The sequence below is a fragment of the Tropicibacter naphthalenivorans genome, from assembly GCF_900176475.1.
Lineage (GTDB): Bacteria > Pseudomonadota > Alphaproteobacteria > Rhodobacterales > Rhodobacteraceae > Tropicibacter > Tropicibacter naphthalenivorans.
Genome location: NZ_FWXX01000007.1, coordinates 148,043 through 167,606 on the forward strand (window position 1 = coordinate 148,043; position 19,564 = coordinate 167,606).

The following is a 19,564-nucleotide window of genomic DNA, read 5'->3' on the forward strand; positions in this document are numbered from 1 at the left end:
TTTCCGGTTGGCGTTAACAGTGAAAAGCGAAAAGGCGGCCCTTGGGTCGCCTTTCTCCGTTCCCGACTATTTTTATCCGGTTTGGCGTTAACAAAAAGCTAAACCAGTTGATCACTCGGGCGCGCTGTCTCACCATGCTCCCATGGGTTGTGCGCGCCGGAGAGGGGTAAGCGCAATCCAGGTCATTTTGGATAAGGAGACACGCAATGACTTTTCTTCGCCACGCGGCTGTTGCGACCGCGCTGACGACTTTTGGCACGGTGACGTTTGCTGCAGACGACCAGACCGTCGCGGATGACTACATCGCGGCCCAACGCGCGGCGCTTGCCGAAAAAGCTGCGGGGGCAGGCTTTGGTCCGCAAGCGCCGCGCGACATCTCGTTGATCATGGGCGAAAACCCGGTGCAGTTTCAGCCCGCGCCGGCCTACACCCAGATGAACCTGTGCAACATCCATTTCCACGAAAGCGCCGAACATCGCGGCGGCGAGTTCACGACCTATCGGGGCAATGGCGACGGCAAGGGCTATGGCACGGGCTACGTCTACGACGGCACCCTGACCGAGGCAGAGCTGGCCGCCTATGACGGCCCGGTGGGCTCGGGCGAGCACGGCACGCTAGAGCCGGGCGACACCATCGAGGTGCACTACGTCCACTCCACCGCGCGGGTCGAACCCGGCCCGACGCTGGGCGCGTGCCTGTCCGACGACCTGATGAACCCGCAATTCCGCGTTGAAACGCAGGTTATGGTGCTGGTGAACGACCCCGAGGCGGCGGACTTCACAGAGCTGGCCGCGCTGGACGTGGTGGACGGCTACCATCAGGCGCCGAACATCCCCACCGACACCGGCGCGCCGGTGCAATACCTCGGCTCGACCACCGGCCCCAGCTACAATGAGACCGGCTCGCCGTTCCAGGTCAGCTGGTCGGTGCGCCCGCAGGTGACAAAGGTCAACATTGCCACGCTGGCCACTTGGCTCGACGACAACCCGTTTGACGAAGACCACGCCCACGGTGTGCGCAACCTCGTGACCAACCCGGATTTGCTGTCGGCGAAATAACCGGCCCTTCATGGGTTGAACCGAAGACGGGGCAGGCTAAGGTCTGCCCCGACCTATTTTCGGAGACCCAGAATGCCGCTTAACGTTTACCTTTCAGGCGAAATCCACACCGATTGGCGCGAGCAGATCATCGACGGCGCGCAGGGCTTGGACATCACGTTTCACGGGCCGGTGACCGATCACGCGGCCAGCGACGACTGCGGCGTCGAGATCTTGGGCGCAGAGCCGAACAAGTATTGGCATGACCACAAGGGGGCGATGGTAAACGCCATTCGCACGCGCAAGGGGATTGCGGACGCCGATGTGGTCGTCGTGCGCTTTGGCGAAAAGTACAAACAGTGGAATGCCGCCTTTGATGCGGGATACGCGGCGGCGCTGGGCAAGTCCTTGATTATCCTGCAACAACCCGAGCACGATCACGCGCTGAAAGAGGTGGACGCCGCGGCGCTGGCGATGACTCGCACGCCCCAAGAGGTGGTCCAGATCCTGCGCTACGTGCTGACGGGCAGCCTGCCCGGATAAGGACGGTTAACGCAGGTAAAACGCACTGGCCCAGCCGATTTGCCCATCCGGCAGCGTGACGGACCACCGCAGCAGGTTGTCCTTGAAACAGGCGTCGAGCGTCGCTTTGACCTGCTCGGCGCCGTCGCTTTGCAAGGAGGGGTCAGCGCGTTCGGCCTGACAGGCGTTCAGACAGGCTGTGCGCTGTTCATCCGAGCCGATGACGCGCCCGGCGCTGTCCCCACGGGGCAGGCGCGTGAAAGGCAGCGCATAGGCAATCACATCGCTGTCGGAATGTTCCGTTTGCCGAATTGGCAGCGCTTCGCCCCTGGTGACCACCGAGACAAAGCTGCCGTCGTCTTTGGAGCATTTGTAGGTCGCCGCCGGCATCAGCGCCCGTTCGATTTCAGCGGCATTTGTTTCGATTTGGCGGGAAACGGCCTCTAGCTCGCTCAGCTTGGTGTCCGAAGGGTAAATCGACAGCTGCGAGATTATCGTCATGGCATCAGAGGGTTCGTCTAGATGGCAAAACTCACCAAAGGATTGCCCCAGCACCCCGTCGCCGCCACAGGCGCTCACTGATAGCGAATTTCCGTATTGCGACGAGATCGTCGGACGAAAAGCAACTTGGCACACACGCTCGCCGCCTCCACCTCCGGCGCGATGGTGAAAAATATCGCGCCCGCGTACGTAGTAAACCGGATGAAGTTCAGTGCGGGGGCCAGCCACGGTCCACATTTCGCTTTGGCGAAAGGTTAATTGCGCTAGGGTGTCGGGTGCGGCGTCCACGACCGGGAATTGCGCAAGACCCGCTACCCAGTTCGAGGCATTGTCGCACACGTTCATCGCTTGCACAGCGCTGAGCCGGGAAGGCGGGGAATAGCCAAAGACTTCAATGTCATAGCGGCCCGCTTTGTCCACCGTATCGATGTAAAAGAAGTCTTCGCTTCCCTCGTGTTGCAGGAGGTTTTCGATGAGATCGGGCTTCATCGCAGAGGCGCCTTCGGAGGCTTTCCAGCGATTGGCGATGCGCATGAATTCCAACGCGGAATCGATGGCGATGCGAAAGGCCGATTCCATTTCGGCAGCGGAATAGCTGCGGGTTGTGTTGAGTGTCGCGGCGGGCCGGTGAAACCCGAGCGTCGCGTTGATGTGCATCTTGCGATTGAACTCTAGAAGGACGCGGTTGTCGCCGATGTCGCTGGTCAGACGCGCGCCGGATTGATCGGCCGCGCCGAGCATAAAGATCAAAGAGCAGGCAGAGCGGCATTGATCGCCGTCGTCGATCACCGTGCCGATGCGGTTGTCTTCGATGAAGGCGGCGATGCGGCTTCCCTCTAGGAAAGAGCCGCCGGGGCTGTCGAGGCAGACGCTGAGATGGCCTTGGTTGGCGGCTTGGGCGTCGCGCAATCCGTCCACCAGGCGTGGTAGGTCACCGTTCTCGATCAGACCTTCGAGGCGGGCTTGGCAGTGGGGGTTGCCGGTTTCCGGCGTCAATGTCATGGCCTGCGCACACAAAGGCGCGACGGCAAGAAGGAGCAATAGGATAAGGCGCATGGTCCCGCGTGTTATTGGCACGGGCGACCATCGCCCGTGTGACAAGGTTAACGCGCCGGATCAGAATGGCACAACCTCAGCCCTCGCGCGGCGGGGTATTTAGCCCCGTCTGCACTGCAGGCCGCTCTAGGAAGCGTGCAAGATAGGCATTGGTGCGCGGGAACTGATCCCAGCCCACGATGTCCTGTGCACCATAGAATTCCAAGGCGTTGAGCCACGGCGCAATCGCGATATCGGCGATGGAATACGTCCCGGCGATCCAGTCGCGCCCCTCCAAAGCGCCTTCGATCACGCCCAGTAGACGCTTGGCTTCGTTGATATATCGTTCACGGGGCAGGGGGTCTTGGACTTTGCTTCCCGCGAATTTGTAGAAAAACCCAAGTTGTCCGAACATGGGCCCGATCCCACCCATCTGGAACATCAGCCACTGCGTGATCTGGTGGCGGTCTCTGGCGGTCTCGCCAAGGAGTTTCCCAGATTTTTCAGCAAGGTACAGCAGGATCGCCCCGCTTTCGAGCAGGGTGATCGGCTTGCCATCGGGGCCGTCCGGATCATAGATCGCGGGGATCTTGTTGTTGGGGTTCAAGGCCAGAAACTCGGGCGATTTGACGTCTGAATCGGACAGAGTGACGCGGTGCGCCTCGAACGGCAGGCCCGCCTCAAGCAACATGATCGAAGCCTTAACGCCGTTGGGCGTCGGAAAGGAATAGAGCTGAATGCGGTCCGGATGCTGCGCGGGCCAGCGGCGGGAAATCGGGTGATCGGCAAGAGACGTCATCAAGCGGCCTTTCTAAAAGGGTTCTGGGGAAATCTAATGACGCATTCCCGGTTTTACAGTCCAGAAGTTGTGCGATGACGCAAGTGTTGTGTTAACTAAAACAGGATCCGGGTGGGATCTGATAGACTTAAGGGCGTGGGACATGCTTCAGGAATTCAAAGACTTCATTGCCAAGGGCAATGTGATGGACATGGCGGTGGGTATCATCGTCGGTGCCGCATTTACCGCGATTGTACAGTCGCTGGTCAAGGACATCATCAACCCGATTATCGGTCTGATCACCGGCGGGATCGACTTTAGCGGCTGGTTCTATGCGCTGGATGGCGGCGAATATGCCTCTCTGGCGGCGGCAACCGAAGCAGGGGCGTCGGTCTTTGCCGTGGGCAGTTTCATGATGGCTGTTATCAACTTCTTCATTATTGCTTTCGTCGTCTTTATGCTGGTCAAGACCGTTAACCGGGTCAAAGCCTCCGCCGAAAAGCCCGATGAGGTCGCCCCAGAGGTGCCGACCGGGCCGTCCGAGCTGGATGTCTTGCTGGAAATCCGCGACTCGCTGCGCAAGTAACAGCCGAACAATCCAAAACGCGCGGCTCGCCTGATCGGCGGGCCGTTTGCATTTGTGACACAGGCTTGCGTTATATGTCCGGGGTTGGCAAAGACGCGGGCTCTGACTCGGGGACCATGATGACCAAGACTGTGAAACTCGCATGGGGCAGCGTGGCTGTCGGGCTAATTGTGTTGGCCATCAAGACCTTGGCCTGGTCCATGACCGGGTCTGTCGCGCTGTTGTCGGATGCGTTGGAAAGCATCGTGAACGTGGCGACGGCGGTGGCGGCGCTGCTGGCGGTGCGCTGGGCGGCACGGCCGGCGGACGACGATCACCCCTTTGGTCACCATAAGGCGGAATATTTTAGCGCTGTCCTCGAAGGCGTGCTGATCGTGATCGCCGCGATCTTGATCCTGCGCGAAGCATACGCGGGCTTTTTGGACCCGCAGCCCTTGGGGCAGGTCTGGTCAGGCCTTGGCGTAAACCTTAGCGCAAGTGTTCTGAACGGCGTCTGGTGCTGGGTGCTGCTGCGGCAGGGGCGGGCGCTGCGCTCTCCGGCTTTGGTGGCCGACGGGCACCACCTGCTGTCTGACGTGATCTCTTCGGTCGGGGTGACGTTGGGCGTGGTCGCGGCGATCCTGACAGGCTGGTTCTGGCTGGACCCGGCCCTGGCGGCGATTGTCGCGGTCAATATCCTGTGGTCCGGGTGGAAGGTCATCCGGTCTTCGGTCGGCGGGCTGATGGACGAAAGCGTGCCTGAAAGTGACCTTGCGGTGATGCGCGAGCTGATCTCGGCCAACGCCGACGGCGCGGTCGAAGCGCATGACTTGCGGGCGCGGCACGCGGGCAGCGCGACTTTCGTCGAGTTCCATCTGGTGGTCCCCGGTGAGATGACCGTGGACGAAGCGCACGGCATTTGCGACCGGCTGGAACTGGCGCTGCAAGAGGAAATCCACGGCGCAACCGTGACCATCCACGTGGAGCCGGATCACAAGGCCAAGCACACGGGGATCGTGGTTTTGTAAGGGTTTAACGCGCGGCGCATTGCCAAGACCGGGGGGATGCGCCCGTTTGCACAAAAGGGATGCGCCGCGCGAAAGACAGCCCCGCGAAAGGGCCGCCTTGGACCTTAGGCCGCCAGCTGCGGCGGGGTAAATTCGAGGTTCAGAGCCTTGGAAACAGCCTCGTAGGTGATCTGCCCGGCGTGGACGTTCAGCCCGTTCATCAGGTGCGGATCGTCGGCGCAGGCCTGCTTCCAACCCTTGTCTGCGAGCGCCAGCATAAACGGCATCGTCGCGTTGCCCAAAGCCAGCGTCGAGGTGCGCGCCACGGCCCCCGGCATGTTCGCCACGCAGTAGTGCACGATGCCGTCGACCTCGTAAATCGGGTCTTGGTGCGTGGTGGCGCGCGACGTCTCGAAACAGCCGCCCTGGTCGATGGCGACGTCGACGATCACCGCGCCGGGCTTCATGGTGGACAGTTGCGCACGGCTGACCAGCTTGGGCGCGGCGGCGCCCGGGATCAGCACCGCGCCGATCACCATATCGGCCTCGGCGACCGCTTCGGCGGTGTTGCCACCACTGGCGTAGCGTGTCTTGAACAGCCCGCCAAAGGTGTCGTCGAGATAGCGCATCCGCGGCAAAGATCGGTCGAGCACGGTCACATCCGCGCCCATCCCGGCGGCCACACGCGCCGCATGGGTGCCGACCACGCCGCCCCCGATCACGGCGATTTTCGCGGGCGAAACCCCCGGCACACCGCCCAGTAGTACGCCGCGCCCGCCGTTGGCCTTTTGCAGCGACCAAGCGCCCATCTGTGGCGCAAGACGGCCCGCGACCTCTGACATGGGTGCCAGCAACGGCAGGCCGCCACGCTCGTCGGTCACGGTCTCATAGGCGATGCAGGTCGCGCCCGAGGCCATCAGATCGCGGGTCTGCTCGGGGTCAGGGGCGAGGTGCAGATAGGTGAACAACAGCTGATCTTCGCGCAGCATTTTGCGTTCAATTGCCTGCGGTTCCTTAACCTTGACCACCATGTCCGCTTCGGCAAAGAGCTGCTCGGCGCTGTCCACCAGACGCGCACCGGCGGCGGCGTAATCGGTGTCGGCAAAGCCCGCGCCGACCCCTGCGCCCGACTGGATCAAGACCTCATGCCCATGGGCGACAGCCTCGGCGGCGGCAATCGGGGTCATCCCGACGCGGAATTCCTGCGGTTTGATTTCGGTGGGGCACCCGATTTTCATGGCGTTTCCTCCTCATGGCGTTCATGTGCGACATTCTGGCATGGGGCGCTTGCAAAAGGTTCCGAGAGTGGGGCATTGTCGCCCCACCTTGCGCAAGATCCTTCGACCGATAAGCGCTTTGACCGGAGAATTCTTCGCATATGGCCTTGGACGAGACAGATAAACGTATCCTACGGGTGATTCAGCGCAGAGGCCGCATTTCCAACGCCGAGCTGTCCGAAGAGGTGAACCTGTCGCCGTCGGCCTGCCACCGGCGGGTGCAGCGGCTGGAAACCGACGGCTATGTGCGCGATTACGTGGCGCTGCTGAACGCGCGCAAGCTGGGGCTGCCGACGACGGTTTTCGTGGAAATCACCCTGAACGCGCAGGCCGACGAGGTGCTCGAAGCCTTCGAGACCGCCGTGGCCCGTGTGCCTGCCGTGCTGGAATGCCACCTGATGGCCGGAACGGCGGACTATATCCTTAAGGTCATCGCCGAAGATACCGAAGATTTCGCCCGCATTCACCGCCAATATCTGACTCGCCTGCCGGGAGTTGCGCAGATGCAGTCGTCTTTTGCGCTCCGCACAGTGTTTAAAACCACCGCCTTGCCGGTTTGACTAAAACCTTTTTGATTTTGCGTGGTTAAGAGGGGGCAAGGTTAACCTCTGCTTCGCTGATTTCTGAGACAACCAAACCACCTAGGAGGTCGGTCTTGGTTTTTTCGATCTATGCCGCAGACAATGAATTCGCGACATCGACCGGCGCCAACGTTGAAGTTGAGCCGGGCAAGTCGGCGTTCGACGATCCGCCCAACGCGGTGACCGGCCTTGTGATCACCACGCAGGCCGGGGACGCAGACCCGCGCCTGTTCGAGATCGGCGATACCTATGATCTGGTCTGGGACCAAGGCTCGATCACCAACGCCGCCGTGGTCCGGTCGGATGCGGCGGGGCCGGACGGCATCATCGTGTTTCGCGGCACCAACGGGCTGGGCCAAAACGCCGAGGTGATCTGGACGCCGGGGTTCGATCTGGACAACTGGTATTTTTCGAACTTTGTTGACGGCCAGCCGCCGCAGTTTTTCAACACCGACCAAGACCCGGCATACACCCATGAATACATCTGTTTTGAACGGTCCACCCGCATTCATACGCCGCAAGGGTTGATCCCGGCGGGGCGGCTGCAAACTGGCGATTGGGTGTGCACGTGGTCCGGGCGCAAGCAGCAGATCAAGTGGATCGGCAGCAAGACCGTCGAAGGGGCGGGGGCCGCCGCGCCCATCCGCTTTGACGTTGATACCATTGGGAATTTTCGCCCGGTGAAGCTCTCGCCCCAGCACCGCGTGCTGATCTCCAGCCCACAGGCGGAACTGATGTTTGGGGCTCGGGATGTGCTGGTCCCCGCCATTGCGCTGCTGGATGGCAATCGCATTCGCCAAGTGGCGCGACGGCAGGTAAGCTATGTGCATATCCTGTTGGACCGGCACGATATTCTGATCGCCGAAGGGGCGCCGTGCGAGAGCCTTCTGCCCGGTTGGCGCACCCGCGATATCCTGACCGCGCAGGACCGCGAGGAAATCCGCGTTGCGCTGAATGACGAAAGCCGCGAGCCCTGTCGCCTGATCCTCAAACGCCAAGAGGCGGTGGCGATCGCCGCCAGCCGTTTTACGCCCTACCGGGAAGCTGCCTTGATCTAGCAGGGCGGGCGCGGCACTGTGTCCCCGGAGTTGAGGGGAAAGCAAATGTCCGAGTGGGATCATATCGTTATCGGTGCGGGCAGCGCCGGCTGTGTCATGGCCAAACGTCTGGCCGAAGGGGGGCGCAAGGTCTTGTTGCTCGAGGCAGGCGGGCGCGACAATTACCATTGGGTGCATATCCCGATGGGGTATCTGTACTGCATCAACAACCCGCGCACCGATTGGTGTTTCAAGACAGAGGCCGATCCGGGCCTGAACGGGCGGTCGCTGCTGTATCCGCGCGGCAAGGTGCTGGGCGGCTGTTCGTCGATCAACGGGATGCTCTACCTGCGCGGGCAGGCGGCGGATTACGACGGCTGGCGGCAGATGGGCCTGACGGGCTGGGGCTGGGACGACGTGCTGCCCTATTTCAAAAAGTCCGAAGATTACTCCGAAGGCGGCTCTGACCTGCATGGCACGGGTGGCGAATGGCGGGTGGAACAACAGCGCCTGCGCTGGGATGTGCTGGACGATTGGCGCGATGCCGCCGCGGCCGCTGGCTTGCCCAAGACCGAGGATTTCAACACCGGCGACAACGAAGGCGTGGGGTATTTCCGAGTGAACCAGCGCGCGGGCTGGCGCATGAACACCGCCAAAGCCTTCCTGCGCACCGCGCCTGCGGACAAGATCCGGGTGGAGACGAACGCCCATGTCAAACGCCTCCTGATCGAGAACGGCACCTGCGTGGGTGTTGTCTATGACCAGGGCGGCACCGAGCATACGGCCCGCTGCGGGGGCGACGTGGTCTTGTCCGCAGGCGCGATCGGCTCACCGCAGATTCTGAAGCTGTCCGGGATCGGGCCGGGGGCCGAGCTGGCCGAACACGGGATCGAGGTGGCGCAAGATGTCCCTGAGGTTGGCGCGAACCTGCAAGACCATCTTCAACTGCGCTGTTCGTGGCGGCTGACCGGGGCCAAGACGCTGAATACGATGGCAAATTCCTTGATTGGCAAAGCGATGATTGGCGCGGATTACGTCTTTCGTCGGCGCGGGCCGATGTCTATGGCCCCCTCGCAGCTGGGAGCGTTTGCCAAGTCGCGCGACAGCGTTGCGACTGCGGATCTGGAATACCACGTCCAGCCCCTGTCGCTGGAGGCCTTCGGTCAGCCGCTGCATAATTATCCGGCGATGACCGCTTCGGTTTGCAATCTGCGGCCCGAAAGCCGGGGGACGGTGACGTTGCGCTCGGGCGATTATCGCGATGCGCCCAAGATCGCGCCGAACTATCTGTCGACCGAGGGCGACCGCCAGGTGGCTGCCGATGCGATCAAGCTGACCCGGCGGATCATGGCGCAGGCGCCCATGGCGAAATATGCGCCCGAGGAAATCAAGCCCGGCCCGAGTTTCGAAAGCGACGCCGAGCTGGCGCAAGCGGCGGGCGATATCGGCACGACGATCTTTCACCCGGTTGCCACGGTGCGGATGGGGGCCGACGACGCCGCGCCTCTGGACGCGCACCTGCGGTTCAAAACGGTGGGCGGGCTGCGCGTTGTAGACGCGAGCGTCATGCCACGCATCACCTCTGGGAACACCAATTCGCCCACGATCATGATCGCTGAAAAGGCGGCGGATATGATTCTGAACGCTTGAGCGGTGAGGGGGTTAATCCCCCTGAGACGCGTTAAGGTTTGGGGTGATCGTCATACTCGCCCGAAAGGATGCGCTGGGCATCGCCTTCGGGGTCGTCATATTGGTTCGTCTTGATCGTAAAGATAAAGAACAACAGGCCCACGCCGCCCAGAACCAGCGAAATCGGGATCAGATAGGTCAGGATATTCATAGGGTTACCTCAGGCGTAGCGCGTTGAGCGACACGGTAATCGAACTGGACGACATCGCCAATGCGGCAATCAGGGGCGAGCATAGACCAGCCACCGCCAGCGGCACGGCGATGATGTTGTACCACGTCGCGATGGTAAAGTTTTCCTTGATGCGTTTGGTGGCTTTTCGGGCGGTCTGCACGGCATCGGGGATCGGCGCAAGGCTGCTGCCCAACAACACGATGTCAGAGGCAACCCGCGCCGCATCCAAGGCAGAGGCGGGCGAGATCGAGGCATGGGCCGCCGTCAAAGCCGCCGTATCATTAAGCCCATCCCCAACCATCAAGACCTTGGCCCCTTGGTCGGTAAGGGATTGAATCCGCGCTGCTTTGTCTTGGGGTAGGGCTTCGGCCATCCATTGGGTGATGTTCAGGCGCTGCGCCAAGGATTCGACGGCGGCGGGCGTGTCCCCGGACAAAAGGATCACCTTGGTACCATTGCTCTGCAGCTCTGCAACGGCCTCTTCAGCGCCGTCGCGCAGCCGGTCGGTAAAGGTAAACGCTTGCGCCGGACCTTCACCAATACGCAACCAAGCTGACGTCATGTCCGACAGGCCGCCGCCAACCCAAGAGGCGCGTCCAAGACGCACGGTTTGCCCGCGCCAGACGCCTTGCGTGCCGTGACCCGGGACTTCGCGCAGGTCGGTCACCTTGGCGGGTTGAAGGCCGGCCTCTTGCGCTGCGGATGTCAGGGATTGCGAAAGCGGATGGGCCGAACCAATGGCCAGCGCCAGTGCAATTTCCAGATCGCAGCGGGTGAAATCGCCAAGGTTGGTCAGCTCTGGCGTGCCTGCGGTCAGCGTGCCAGTCTTGTCGAACACCACGGTGTCGATTTGCGACAACCGCTCCAAGGCTGTGGAATCCTTGATCAAAAGCCCGCGCTTGAACAGCCGCCCCGAGGCTGCCGTCGTCACGGCAGGCACCGCAAGCCCCAGCGCACAGGGACATGTGATGATCAGGACCGCAGCGGCGATATTCAACGCCACGCGCAGATCACCCGAGTAGAGGTACCATCCGACGAAGGCCAAGGCCGACAGGATGTGAACCCCCGGCGCATAGAGTTTTGCGGCGCGATCGGCCATGGATGTATAGCGCGAGCGACCAGATTCCGCGATGGCCACGAGGTCGGCCATGCGGTGCAAGGACGTGTCCCGTCCCACAGCCGTCGCACGGATGACCAGCGGCCCGGTAAGGTTTACTTCACCTGCACTAACATCACGCCCCGGCTCGGCGTAAACCGGCAAGGTCTCGCCGGTCAAAAGTGACCGATCCAGCTCTGACGTGCCTTCGGCGATGACGCCATCAACCGGCATCCGGCCACCGGGGCGCACGCGGATCATGTCCCCCACGGACAAATCCGCGACGGATACCTGCTCTTCGCCGTCCGCTGTCAGGCGCCACGCGCGCGGGACCTCTAGCGCGGCCAGTTCCTCGGCCGCGGACCGCGCCACAGAGCGGGTGCGGTGATCAAGGTAACGCCCTGTCAACAAAAAGAAAGTCAGCGCGATGGCAGCGTCAAAATAGGCGTGCTCGCCGGACAATGACGTCTCCCACAGGGAGGTGACGAGCGCCAGCAGGATCGCCAGCGTAATCGGCACATCCATGTTAAGCGCGCCCGCTTTCAGCGCCATCCACGCGTTGCGAAAGAACGGCTGCGCAGAAAAAGCGACAGCGGGCAGCACGATGATCGCGGACACCCAGTGGAACAAATCGCGCGTCTCGCCAGCGGCCCCTGACCACACCGCGATCGACAGCAGCATGACGTTCATCGCGGCAAAACCTGCAACCGCAAGGCGCATCAACAGGTCGCGGCCCGCCCGATCAGTCTGCGTCGCAGAGATCGCGGTGGTGTCCAGCTCGTGCGCCTCGTAGCCAGCGCCGACGACCACTGGAATCACGTCCTGAGCGGTCAATTCTGGGTCGGCTTCGATGCTCACGCGCTTCATCGTCAGATTGACCCGCGCAGAACGCACCCCCGGCATTTTGCCCAGGGCGCGCTCGACCGTCGCCATGCAGGCCGCGCAGTGAATTGTCGGCAAAGACAAGACGATATGCGCCTCTGTCGGCTCTTGCATTTCGGCCAGACGCTCGGCGGCAGGGGCCGCGGAACAGGCGGGGCAGGCCGAAACCTGCGGGCGCATGGTGGCGGTCATCTTAGCCTCCGATGGTCATTTCCAGACGTTGCTCGAACAACGAGCCGTCAAGCGCGGTCGCCGTCAGCCAGACATCCCAATTGCCAGGATTCAGCGTCTCATAGGCGACGTATTCACGCCCGTTAAAGGCGAACTCGGGCGTCCGGTCCTCGGAGACGTTGGTCGGGCGGCCAACCACGGCAGAGAGGGTCCCGGCCTGCACCGGGCGACCCTCGTTGTCGGTGATCGACAAGATCAACTTGTCCGCTTCCAGCCGCGCCTCGACGGTCCAGCCAAGGGCTTCTTGTTCGGCGCGGCGTCGGTCAAAGGTCTGGCTCGCCACGTAGGAATTCTTGACCTCCAGCCCCGGAAAGGTTGCCACTGCATTAACCGCCAAGGCGATGTTCACCGTGATGATCACGCCGAAGGCCCCGCCAAAGATCGCCAGCACATGCCAGCCGGTGAGTTTACGCTCTTTCTTTGCCATCAGTTTGCCCGTCCGTTAAAGATGGTGTCCTTGTGCGCGCGTTCGCCGTTGGTCAGGTCTTCGACCCAGAAACGGAACTCGGTGCGTTCCGCTTCGGCCGGGCCCGATCCGCGCGGTGCAATGACATAGACCTTTTGAATCAAGGTTTCATTAGCAGGCACGGTGACCGTCTCGTAAGGCGTACCTTCCAGCTGCACGCGCAGGAATTCGTCGCCATTCAGGGTTACACGGAACGGGCGGTCGTCACCATGTTTGTTCAGCAAGCGCACGTCATAAGTGTTGCGAATCGAGCCATCGGACAGCGTCACAAAGGTCGGATTGCGCACCGGCGCCACGGTTATTTCAATGTCGGGGCGGATGAACAGCGCAAACACCAGACCAATGCCGACCAAGGACCACAGGGCCGTGTACATCATTGTTCGCACGCGGAAAATATGCTGCCAGACCGGGCGAGGTGCGTTGCCTTCGCGTTCGCGCGGCTCGTCCGAAAGGGCGAGGTAGTCGATCAGGCCGCGCGGCTTGCCGATCTTTTCCATCATATCGTCGCAAGCATCAATGCACAGCGCGCAGGTGATGCACTCCAGCTGCTGGCCGTCGCGAATGTCGATCCCCACGGGGCAAACGTTAACGCACGCGTTGCAGTCGATACAATCGCCCAGACCTTCGCGCGATTTGCCTTTGCCGCGCGGCTCGCCCCGCCACTCGCGGTAACCGACTGTTAAGGTGTCTTCGTCCATCATGGCGGCCTGAATGCGCGGCCACGGGCAGGCATAGATGCAGATCTGTTCACGCGCGAACCCACCAAAGAAGAAGGTCGTCAACGTCAGGATCAACATCGTCGTATAGGCCACCGGGTGCGCGTTCAGGGTGACCAGATCGCGCAACAACGTTGGTGCGTCGGAGAAATAGAACACCCAAGCGCCGCCGGTCGCCAGACCGATCAGGAACCAGGCCACCCACTTGGTTGCACGCAGGCGCGCCTTGCGAAAATCCATCTTTTTCTGGCGATGCAGGCGCAGACGGGCGTTGCGGTCGCCTTCGATCCAGCGTTCCACCAGAATGAACAGGTCGGTCCAGACGGTTTGCGGGCAGGCATACCCGCACCACACACGGCCCAACGCCGAGGTGAACAGGAACAGGCCGAGGCCCGCCATGATCAAAAGGCCCGCGACAAAGTAGAATTCGTGCGGCCAAATCTCGATCCAGAAAAAGAAGAAGCGACGCCCGGTCAGGTCGATCAGCACCGCCTGATCCGGCAGTTGCGGGCCGCGGTCCCAACGAATCCAAGGGGTTATATAGTAAATCCCAAGCGTGATGATCATGATGATCCACTTGAGATTACGGAACTTACCGCTCACGCGCCGGGGGAAAATGGGCTCGCGGGCGGCGTATAAACTGGGGGCAGGATTGTCGGACACGGGGAATCGCTCCGTTAATGGCTTCATTGCCGCCCTTGTCCCAATTCGGCGGGGGCGAAGCCTTGACCTGTATCAATTTCTGAATGTGGGATTCAGCTTTTCGCAGCTTCTCGCCGGAGCCAGGCCAAAAACGCCTTGAGCGGCGGGCGCGGTACGCCGGGGCGCGTGACGATATGATAGCCATTCTTACGGTCATCTTCGAACAAAACACGCAAGCGGCCCGCCTGAATATCCGGTTCGGCAAAGAGGCGGGCGACAATCGCGACGCCCTGACCTTGGCGCGCCGCTTCGATCATCAGGTTGCCCGGCATGGCCGAGGTGCCGCGCGTGGCGGCGCGTTCAATGCCGTGCAGAGTGAACCATTCGGTGGCCTCGTTGGTGCCCAGTTCCTGCATCCAATGATAGTCGAGCAACTGGCTGGGAGAGGTGATTTCAGCAGTTCCGACCAGCGACGGCGCAGCGACCACAGCCACCGGTGAGGCAAGGAAAAACTCCGAAGTGAGCCCCGGCCAATCGCCCGAGCCATAGCGAATCGAGACGTCGATGCCGCCGGGTTCCAGCGGCTGAACCTTGGCGCTTGGGTCAATCATCAGACTGATATCCGGATGTTTTTCCCGGAACCGGGCAAGGCGGGGCATCAGCCAAGCGGCGGCCAGGGTCGGCGTGGTCGAAACCTGCAAAGGCCGTGTGGCATCCGCGCCGGTCAGCGCTTCGGCCACTTGGATCATGGTGCCGAACCCCTCGAGCAGGGCGCGCGCCAACGTTTCGCCTTCGGGCGTTAAAGTGGCCTGCCGTTTGCTGCGGTCCAAGAGCGCGTGGCCGAGGTGGCTTTCGAGCGCGCGGATCTGCTGGCTGATCGCGGCATGGCTTACATTCAGCGCATCCCCGGCCTGTGTGACGGACCGGGTTTGCGCATAGGCCGCAAAGGCTCGCAGCGCAGACAGCGGGGGAAGGGCGGACCAGTTCATATGTAATCCAGGCTTACACGGCGCATTTCTTCCTGAGTGGCATGGGCCGCGCCAATCCGTCAAGGATCAGGCATGGACCACGAAAGGAGACGACCATGTTCGGCATTTACGCCCATAGCTTTTTGACCGCCACGCGCAGCGATGCCGTGCGTGATCCCCGCGAGATGCGGCCCGGACCGTGCCCCGGCACAGACGCGGCTTTGCGCCGGATCGAGGCCAAGACCGAGGTACGCGATGATTGATCCGATTGTGCTGTGCCGTCACGCGCTGCCGCCCGCCGGGCTGCCTCAGATCAAGCGCAGCGTGAAGGCCGCCCAAGACGTCAGATGAACGGCCGTCATCACAACGGCGACCCAGAAAGAGACCAAACCCAAGGGCGTCGCGAGTGTGCGGCGCCCGATGTCGTCCAGGCTGATCCCGCGCGCGGCCAGTCGGCGGCGACAGTACAGATGCACCGCCAAAGCGCCGAAAAGAACAAGACCGCTGAGAACAAGCCAAGTGAGCGAGGACATGATCCTCTTCCGTGCTGCGACACGTCTTTGAAACATAAATCGGCGGAAAAGAAAATGCGTCGGTGCCCTAGGAAACGCGCGAACAGGACAGGGCACCGACGCAATACGCCCCGGCCCGAAGGCGAGGGGTATGTGGACCGGGGGGAGGGCCCCGGCTTATGTCCCTGACTATGCCTGCACCTTGGTGATGCTGCTTTGACATGGGTCAAGTTTTTTGGCGTAATTCATTGTTTGCAAAGATTATTTTCCGTGCATCTTTTCGGGCGTAGACCCCGTCTGCGCATAGAAAAACGGGCCGAAGCAATGCCTCGGCCCGTCGTTTTTCGTCAGTCCCGCAAAGGGTTACTCGGTGGCTTCGCCGCCGCCCAGACCGTGGACATAGGTTGCCACGGCGCGAATCTCGGCCTCGGAGAGGCGCTCGTTCCAGTTGGGCATCACGCCGTAGCGTGCATTCCAGACTGTCTCGTGGATGTCCTCGTAGGACCCGCCGTACAGCCAGATCTGGTCCGCCAGGTTTGGCGCACCCTGAAAGCGGTCGCCGGTGCCGTCTTCGGCGTGGCAGGCGGCGCAGTTGTCTTCAAAGACAACCTGACCGGCCTCGACCAGAGAGGCATCCTGCGGCGCGGCGCCCGAGAGGGTCATCACGTAATTCACGACCTGATCCACCTCTTCAGAGGCCAGCAGCTCGTCGCGCCCGAATGCAGGCATCTCAGAGTAGCGGGCTTCGTCGTCGGTTTCGTTCCGGATGCCGTGGGCGATCGTGTACTGAATGTCCTCGATCGTACCGCCCCAGAGCCAGTCGTCGTCGAGCAGGGCAGGGTAGCCCTTGGCACCGGCGCCGTTGGTCTGGTGACACTGAATACACCACGTGTTGAACACGGCCTTACCGGCGTTCTGCGCGTAGCGGTTCAGGTCGGTGCCCGTCGCGGACGCCAGCTGCACCATGTCGGCGTCAACCAGTTCCTGGTTGATCCCGGCGTTGGCTTCGGTGACGCGGGCGATATCCTCGGCCACCTCACCGCGGGTCGAAAAGCCCAGCAGCCCCGGCGTTGCGGCCTTGATGCCCGGCCATGCGGGGTAGGCGATGGTGTAGCCAATTCCCCAGATGATGCAGGCATAGAAGGTGTACAACCACCAACGCGGCATCGGCTTGTCATACTCGCGAATACCGTCCCACTCGTGGCCGGTCGTCGGGTAGTCGTGCTCGTCGTGCTTTTTGTTGTCGCTCATATCCCGACCTCCTTATTCGGCGGGTTTGTCATCGTGACGGAACGGGATGTTGGCCACATCTTCGTGGAGGCTGCGCGATCCGGGCCGAAAGGCCCAGAACACGATCCCCATGAAGAAGGCGAACATCGCCAGAAGCGCCCAGCTGTCTGCAAGTTGCCGAAGGAACGAATAGGTTTCCATGCGTCCTCTCCTTTAGCGGCTTGCGTCAGGCGTGAAGGTCGAGAAATCGACCAGCGTGCCCAGCATTTGCAGGTAAGCGATCAGCGCGTCAGCCTCGGAGATCCCCGGCTGGCCGTCAAAGTTACGCACGTTCACGCTTTCTTCGCCGTAGCGTTCCAGCAGACCGTCATAGTCGGCATCCGGGTCACCCTGCGCGAGGAAGTCGGCCTGACCGTTCTCGATCATCTCGTCGGTGTAAGGCACGCCGACCAGGCGGTGCGTCTTCATCAGGTCAGAGATGTACTCGCCTTCGATCAGCTTGGCTTCGAGAAAGCCGTACTTGGGCATGACCGATTCCGGCACAACCGACTGCGGGTCGCGCAGGTGATCGATGTGCCATTCGTCCGAGTAGCGGCCGCCCACACGGGCGAGATCCGGGCCAGTGCGCTTGGAGCCCCACTGGAACGGGTGGTCGTACTGCGATTCCGCTGCAAGGCTGTAGTGGCCGTAGCGTTCGACTTCGTCACGCATCGGGCGGATCATCTGCGAGTGGCAGACATAGCAGCCCTCGCGGATGTAGACGTCCCGGCCCGCCAGTTCCAGCGGGGTGTAGGGGCGCATACCTTCCACGTCCTCGATGGTGTTTTCGAGGTAAAAGAGCGGCACGATCTGCACCAGACCCCCGATCGTCACCACCAGGAAGGCAAAGATTGCCAGCAGCGAGACGTTCCGTTCGAGGATCGCGTGTTTGTTGAGAATACCCATTATACCAGCTCCTTATTCTGCCGGCGTGGCATGGGCCGCAGCGGCGGAGGCTTCGACAGCCGGAGCGCGCTTAACGGTCATCCACAGGTTGTAGCACATGATCACGCCACCTGCGACGTACAGCACACCGCCCAGAGCACGCACAACGTACATCGGGAATTTGGCGGCCACGGTGTCGGCAAAGGTGTTCACGAGGAAGCCGTTGGCATCCACTTCGCGCCACATCAGGCCTTCCATGATGCCGGTCACCCACATGGAGGCGGCGTAGAAGACGATGCCGATGGTCGCCAGCCAGAAGTGCCAGGACACCATGGACAGGCTATACAGACGCTCGCGGTTCCACAGTTTCGGCACCAGGTAGTACAACGCACCAAAGGTGATCATGCCGTTCCAACCCAGCGCACCAGAGTGCACGTGACCAATGGTCCAGTCGGTGTAGTGGCTCAGCGAGTTCACAGCGCGGATGGACATCATCGGGCCTTCGAAGGTCGACATGCCGTAGAAGCCAACCGAGATCACCATCATACGGATGACGGGGTCGGTGCGCAGCTTGTCCCATGCGCCGGACAGGGTCATCAGGCCGTTGATCATGCCACCCCAGGACGGCATCCACAGCACGATCGAGAACACCATGCCAAGGGTCGAGGCCCAGTCAGGCAGCGCGGTGTAGTGCAGGTGGTGGGGGCCCGCCCAGATATAGATGAAGATCAGCGCCCAGAAGTGGATGATCGACAGCTTGTACGAGAACACCGGACGTTCGGCCTGCTTGGGGATGAAGTAGTACATCATCCCGAGGAAGCCCGCGGTCAGGAAGAAGCCCACAGCATTGTGGCCGTACCACCACTGGGTCATTGCGTCTTGCACGCCGCTGAACACCTGCACCGACTTGGAGCCAAAGATCGACACCGGGATGGACAGGTTGTTGAACACGTGCAGCATGGCCACGGTGATGATGAACGACAGGTAGAACCAGTTCGCCACGTAGATGTGCGGCTCTTTGCGCTTGACCAGCGTGCCGACGAAGACCGCCAGATAGACCAGCCAAACGATGGTCAGCCACAGGTCAACGTACCACTCGGGCTCTGCGTATTCCTTGGACTGGGTGCCGCCCAACAGGTAGCCCGTCGCGGCCAGCACGATGAACAGGTTGTAGCCCCAGAACACGAACCACGCCATGTTGCCGCCCCAAAGGCGCGCAGCAGAGGTCCGCTGTACAACGTAAAAAGACGTTGCGATCAGCGCGTTACCACCAAATGCAAAAATCACCGCACTGGTGTGCAGCGGGCGCAGGCGGCCAAAGTTCGCGTAACCTTCGGCCCACTCAAAGTTGAGCACCGGAAAGGCCAGCTGGGTGGCGATGAACGTCCCGGCGATAAAACCGATCACGCCCCAAAAGGCGGTGGCAATCACGCCGGCGCGTACCACGCCATCCATATATTCGTTTTGCGGAGCCGGCGTGACCGGCTCATCGGTGCGGCGCAAGACCCACAAGAACATCCCCGCCGATACCAGCAGGATGATGATCATATGGACCATGTAAGCCACATCACGTGCGTAATTGGCTGCGATCATTGCGAAAATCGCGATCACGCCAAGCACGATGAGCTTGAGATAGTTCAACATGTTTCGTCCCTTCGTCTGACGCGCACGATTCGTCCCGCCGTGCGCGCGGTTT

21 protein-coding genes are annotated in these 19,564 nt (G+C 61.6%); 8 read left to right on the forward strand and 13 right to left on the reverse strand.

Annotated features, from left to right (window positions below; all coding sequences use genetic code 11):
- Positions 1-206 precede the first annotated feature (206 nt).
- Positions 207-1,058, forward strand: coding sequence for a delta-class carbonic anhydrase (locus tag B9A11_RS15135; RefSeq protein ID WP_058247224.1), 852 nt, complete (start codon positions 207-209; stop codon positions 1,056-1,058).
- A gap of 72 nt (positions 1,059-1,130) precedes the next feature.
- The gene (locus B9A11_RS15140; RefSeq protein ID WP_058247223.1) at positions 1,131-1,580 is read left to right on the forward strand and encodes a YtoQ family protein; all 450 of its coding nucleotides are present in this window, start codon (positions 1,131-1,133) and stop codon (positions 1,578-1,580) included.
- Positions 1,581-1,586: 6 nt separating this feature from the next.
- Here the strand turns inward: B9A11_RS15140 and B9A11_RS15145 are convergent, their stop codons facing one another.
- A complete protein-coding gene (locus B9A11_RS15145) occupies positions 1,587-3,062 on the reverse strand; it encodes an NfeD family protein (protein WP_058247222.1) in 1,476 nt (491 codons plus the stop codon).
- A 130-nt stretch (positions 3,063-3,192) separates the two neighbouring features.
- On the reverse strand, positions 3,193-3,894 hold the full coding sequence (locus B9A11_RS15150) for a glutathione S-transferase family protein (RefSeq protein ID WP_058247221.1): 702 nt from the start codon (positions 3,892-3,894) through the stop codon (positions 3,193-3,195).
- A 142-nt stretch (positions 3,895-4,036) separates the two neighbouring features.
- Between B9A11_RS15150 and mscL the strand changes: the two genes are divergently transcribed.
- Positions 4,037-4,459 carry a large conductance mechanosensitive channel protein MscL gene (gene mscL, locus B9A11_RS15155; protein WP_058247220.1) on the forward strand — a complete coding sequence of 141 codons (423 nt, stop codon included), beginning with the start codon at positions 4,037-4,039 and terminating at the stop codon, positions 4,457-4,459.
- Positions 4,460-4,578: 119 nt separating this feature from the next.
- Positions 4,579-5,466: a cation diffusion facilitator family transporter gene (locus B9A11_RS15160; RefSeq protein ID WP_058247833.1), complete on the forward strand. Its 888-nt coding sequence runs from the start codon at positions 4,579-4,581 to the stop codon at positions 5,464-5,466.
- Positions 5,467-5,570: 104 nt separating this feature from the next.
- Here B9A11_RS15160 and ald read toward each other — a convergent pair whose 3' ends face one another.
- Complete coding sequence (gene ald, locus B9A11_RS15165) at positions 5,571-6,683, reverse strand: alanine dehydrogenase (RefSeq protein WP_058247219.1); 1,113 nt, start codon at positions 6,681-6,683, stop codon at positions 5,571-5,573.
- Positions 6,684-6,823: 140 nt separating this feature from the next.
- On the opposite strand from ald, the gene B9A11_RS15170 reads away from it, so the two are divergent.
- The 3 genes from B9A11_RS15170 to B9A11_RS15180 all read left to right on the forward strand — a co-directional run bounded on the left by B9A11_RS15170 (position 6,824) and on the right by B9A11_RS15180 (position 9,990).
- Complete coding sequence (locus B9A11_RS15170) at positions 6,824-7,282, forward strand: Lrp/AsnC family transcriptional regulator (RefSeq protein WP_058247218.1); 459 nt, start codon at positions 6,824-6,826, stop codon at positions 7,280-7,282.
- Positions 7,283-7,377: 95 nt separating this feature from the next.
- Positions 7,378-8,361 carry a Hint domain-containing protein gene (locus B9A11_RS15175; protein WP_058247217.1) on the forward strand — a complete coding sequence of 328 codons (984 nt, stop codon included), beginning with the start codon at positions 7,378-7,380 and terminating at the stop codon, positions 8,359-8,361.
- A gap of 45 nt (positions 8,362-8,406) precedes the next feature.
- Positions 8,407-9,990 carry a GMC family oxidoreductase gene (locus B9A11_RS15180; RefSeq protein ID WP_058247216.1) on the forward strand — a complete coding sequence of 528 codons (1,584 nt, stop codon included), beginning with the start codon at positions 8,407-8,409 and terminating at the stop codon, positions 9,988-9,990.
- Positions 9,991-10,021: 31 nt separating this feature from the next.
- On the opposite strand, the gene ccoS is transcribed toward B9A11_RS15180, so the two are convergent.
- The 5 genes from ccoS to B9A11_RS15205 form a co-directional block, all read right to left on the reverse strand.
- Positions 10,022-10,180: a cbb3-type cytochrome oxidase assembly protein CcoS gene (gene ccoS / locus B9A11_RS15185; RefSeq protein ID WP_058247215.1), complete on the reverse strand. Its 159-nt coding sequence runs from the start codon at positions 10,178-10,180 to the stop codon at positions 10,022-10,024.
- Positions 10,181-10,184: 4 nt separating this feature from the next.
- Entirely contained in the window at positions 10,185-12,371 is a 2,187-nt protein-coding gene (locus B9A11_RS15190) for a heavy metal translocating P-type ATPase (RefSeq protein WP_058247214.1), read from the reverse strand.
- A 1-nt stretch (position 12,372) separates the two neighbouring features.
- Positions 12,373-12,837 (reverse strand): FixH family protein, encoded by a 465-nt coding sequence (locus tag B9A11_RS15195; protein ID WP_058247213.1) that lies wholly within the window; start codon positions 12,835-12,837, stop codon positions 12,373-12,375.
- Positions 12,837-14,282 (reverse strand): cytochrome c oxidase accessory protein CcoG, encoded by a 1,446-nt coding sequence (gene ccoG, locus B9A11_RS15200; protein ID WP_370736530.1) that lies wholly within the window; start codon positions 14,280-14,282, stop codon positions 12,837-12,839. Before ccoG ends, B9A11_RS15195 begins: the two co-directional genes overlap by 1 nt.
- Positions 14,283-14,347: 65 nt before the next feature.
- Positions 14,348-15,223 carry a LysR family transcriptional regulator gene (locus B9A11_RS15205; RefSeq protein WP_058247211.1) on the reverse strand — a complete coding sequence of 292 codons (876 nt, stop codon included), beginning with the start codon at positions 15,221-15,223 and terminating at the stop codon, positions 14,348-14,350.
- A gap of 95 nt (positions 15,224-15,318) precedes the next feature.
- Here B9A11_RS15205 and B9A11_RS21440 point away from each other — a divergent pair, with 95 nt between their 5' ends.
- The gene (locus B9A11_RS21440; RefSeq protein WP_159452507.1) at positions 15,319-15,465 is read left to right on the forward strand and encodes a hypothetical protein; all 147 of its coding nucleotides are present in this window, start codon (positions 15,319-15,321) and stop codon (positions 15,463-15,465) included.
- A 45-nt stretch (positions 15,466-15,510) separates the two neighbouring features.
- Here B9A11_RS21440 and B9A11_RS15210 read toward each other — a convergent pair whose 3' ends face one another.
- From B9A11_RS15210 to ccoN, 5 genes are all read right to left on the reverse strand, one after another.
- Positions 15,511-15,735 (reverse strand): hypothetical protein, encoded by a 225-nt coding sequence (locus B9A11_RS15210; RefSeq protein WP_058247210.1) that lies wholly within the window; start codon positions 15,733-15,735, stop codon positions 15,511-15,513.
- 342 nt (positions 15,736-16,077) lie between these two features.
- Positions 16,078-16,965 (reverse strand): cytochrome-c oxidase, cbb3-type subunit III, encoded by an 888-nt coding sequence (gene ccoP, locus B9A11_RS15215; RefSeq protein ID WP_058247209.1) that lies wholly within the window; start codon positions 16,963-16,965, stop codon positions 16,078-16,080.
- A 12-nt stretch (positions 16,966-16,977) separates the two neighbouring features.
- A complete protein-coding gene (locus B9A11_RS15220) occupies positions 16,978-17,145 on the reverse strand; it encodes a cbb3-type cytochrome c oxidase subunit 3 (protein WP_083499820.1) in 168 nt (55 codons plus the stop codon).
- A gap of 12 nt (positions 17,146-17,157) precedes the next feature.
- Positions 17,158-17,889, reverse strand: coding sequence for a cytochrome-c oxidase, cbb3-type subunit II (ccoO, locus tag B9A11_RS15225; RefSeq protein ID WP_058247208.1), 732 nt, complete (start codon positions 17,887-17,889; stop codon positions 17,158-17,160).
- 12 nt (positions 17,890-17,901) lie between these two features.
- A complete protein-coding gene (gene ccoN, locus B9A11_RS15230; RefSeq protein WP_058247207.1) occupies positions 17,902-19,512 on the reverse strand; it encodes a cytochrome-c oxidase, cbb3-type subunit I in 1,611 nt (536 codons plus the stop codon).
- Positions 19,513-19,564: the final 52 nt, after the last annotated feature.

Excerpts from the sequence above, each read along its gene's own strand:
- ccoS (WP_058247215.1), bottom strand. The coding sequence starts at position 10,180 with ATGAATATCCTGACCTATCTGATCCCGATTTCGCTGGTTCTGGGCGGC.
- B9A11_RS15180 (WP_058247216.1), top strand. The coding sequence starts at position 8,407 with ATGTCCGAGTGGGATCATATCGTTATCGGTGCGGGCAGCGCCGGCTGT.
- mscL (WP_058247220.1), top strand. The coding sequence starts at position 4,037 with ATGCTTCAGGAATTCAAAGACTTCATTGCCAAGGGCAATGTGATGGAC.
- ccoN (WP_058247207.1), bottom strand. The coding sequence starts at position 19,512 with ATGTTGAACTATCTCAAGCTCATCGTGCTTGGCGTGATCGCGATTTTC.
- B9A11_RS15210 (WP_058247210.1), bottom strand. The coding sequence starts at position 15,735 with ATGTCCTCGCTCACTTGGCTTGTTCTCAGCGGTCTTGTTCTTTTCGGC.
- B9A11_RS15205 (WP_058247211.1), bottom strand. The coding sequence starts at position 15,223 with ATGAACTGGTCCGCCCTTCCCCCGCTGTCTGCGCTGCGAGCCTTTGCG.
- B9A11_RS15220 (WP_083499820.1), bottom strand. The coding sequence starts at position 17,145 with ATGGAAACCTATTCGTTCCTTCGGCAACTTGCAGACAGCTGGGCGCTT.
- B9A11_RS15160 (WP_058247833.1), top strand. The coding sequence starts at position 4,579 with ATGACCAAGACTGTGAAACTCGCATGGGGCAGCGTGGCTGTCGGGCTA.
- ccoO (WP_058247208.1), bottom strand. The coding sequence starts at position 17,889 with ATGGGTATTCTCAACAAACACGCGATCCTCGAACGGAACGTCTCGCTG.
- ald (WP_058247219.1), bottom strand. The coding sequence starts at position 6,683 with ATGAAAATCGGGTGCCCCACCGAAATCAAACCGCAGGAATTCCGCGTC.
- B9A11_RS15140 (WP_058247223.1), top strand. The coding sequence starts at position 1,131 with ATGCCGCTTAACGTTTACCTTTCAGGCGAAATCCACACCGATTGGCGC.
- ccoP (WP_058247209.1), bottom strand. The coding sequence starts at position 16,965 with ATGAGCGACAACAAAAAGCACGACGAGCACGACTACCCGACGACCGGC.
- ccoG (WP_370736530.1), bottom strand. The coding sequence starts at position 14,282 with ATGAAGCCATTAACGGAGCGATTCCCCGTGTCCGACAATCCTGCCCCC.
- B9A11_RS15145 (WP_058247222.1), bottom strand. The coding sequence starts at position 3,062 with ATGACATTGACGCCGGAAACCGGCAACCCCCACTGCCAAGCCCGCCTC.
- B9A11_RS15150 (WP_058247221.1), bottom strand. The coding sequence starts at position 3,894 with ATGACGTCTCTTGCCGATCACCCGATTTCCCGCCGCTGGCCCGCGCAG.
- B9A11_RS15195 (WP_058247213.1), bottom strand. The coding sequence starts at position 12,837 with ATGGCAAAGAAAGAGCGTAAACTCACCGGCTGGCATGTGCTGGCGATC.
- B9A11_RS15190 (WP_058247214.1), bottom strand. The coding sequence starts at position 12,371 with ATGACCGCCACCATGCGCCCGCAGGTTTCGGCCTGCCCCGCCTGTTCC.
- B9A11_RS15135 (WP_058247224.1), top strand. The coding sequence starts at position 207 with ATGACTTTTCTTCGCCACGCGGCTGTTGCGACCGCGCTGACGACTTTT.
- B9A11_RS21440 (WP_159452507.1), top strand. The coding sequence starts at position 15,319 with ATGTTCGGCATTTACGCCCATAGCTTTTTGACCGCCACGCGCAGCGAT.
- B9A11_RS15170 (WP_058247218.1), top strand. The coding sequence starts at position 6,824 with ATGGCCTTGGACGAGACAGATAAACGTATCCTACGGGTGATTCAGCGC.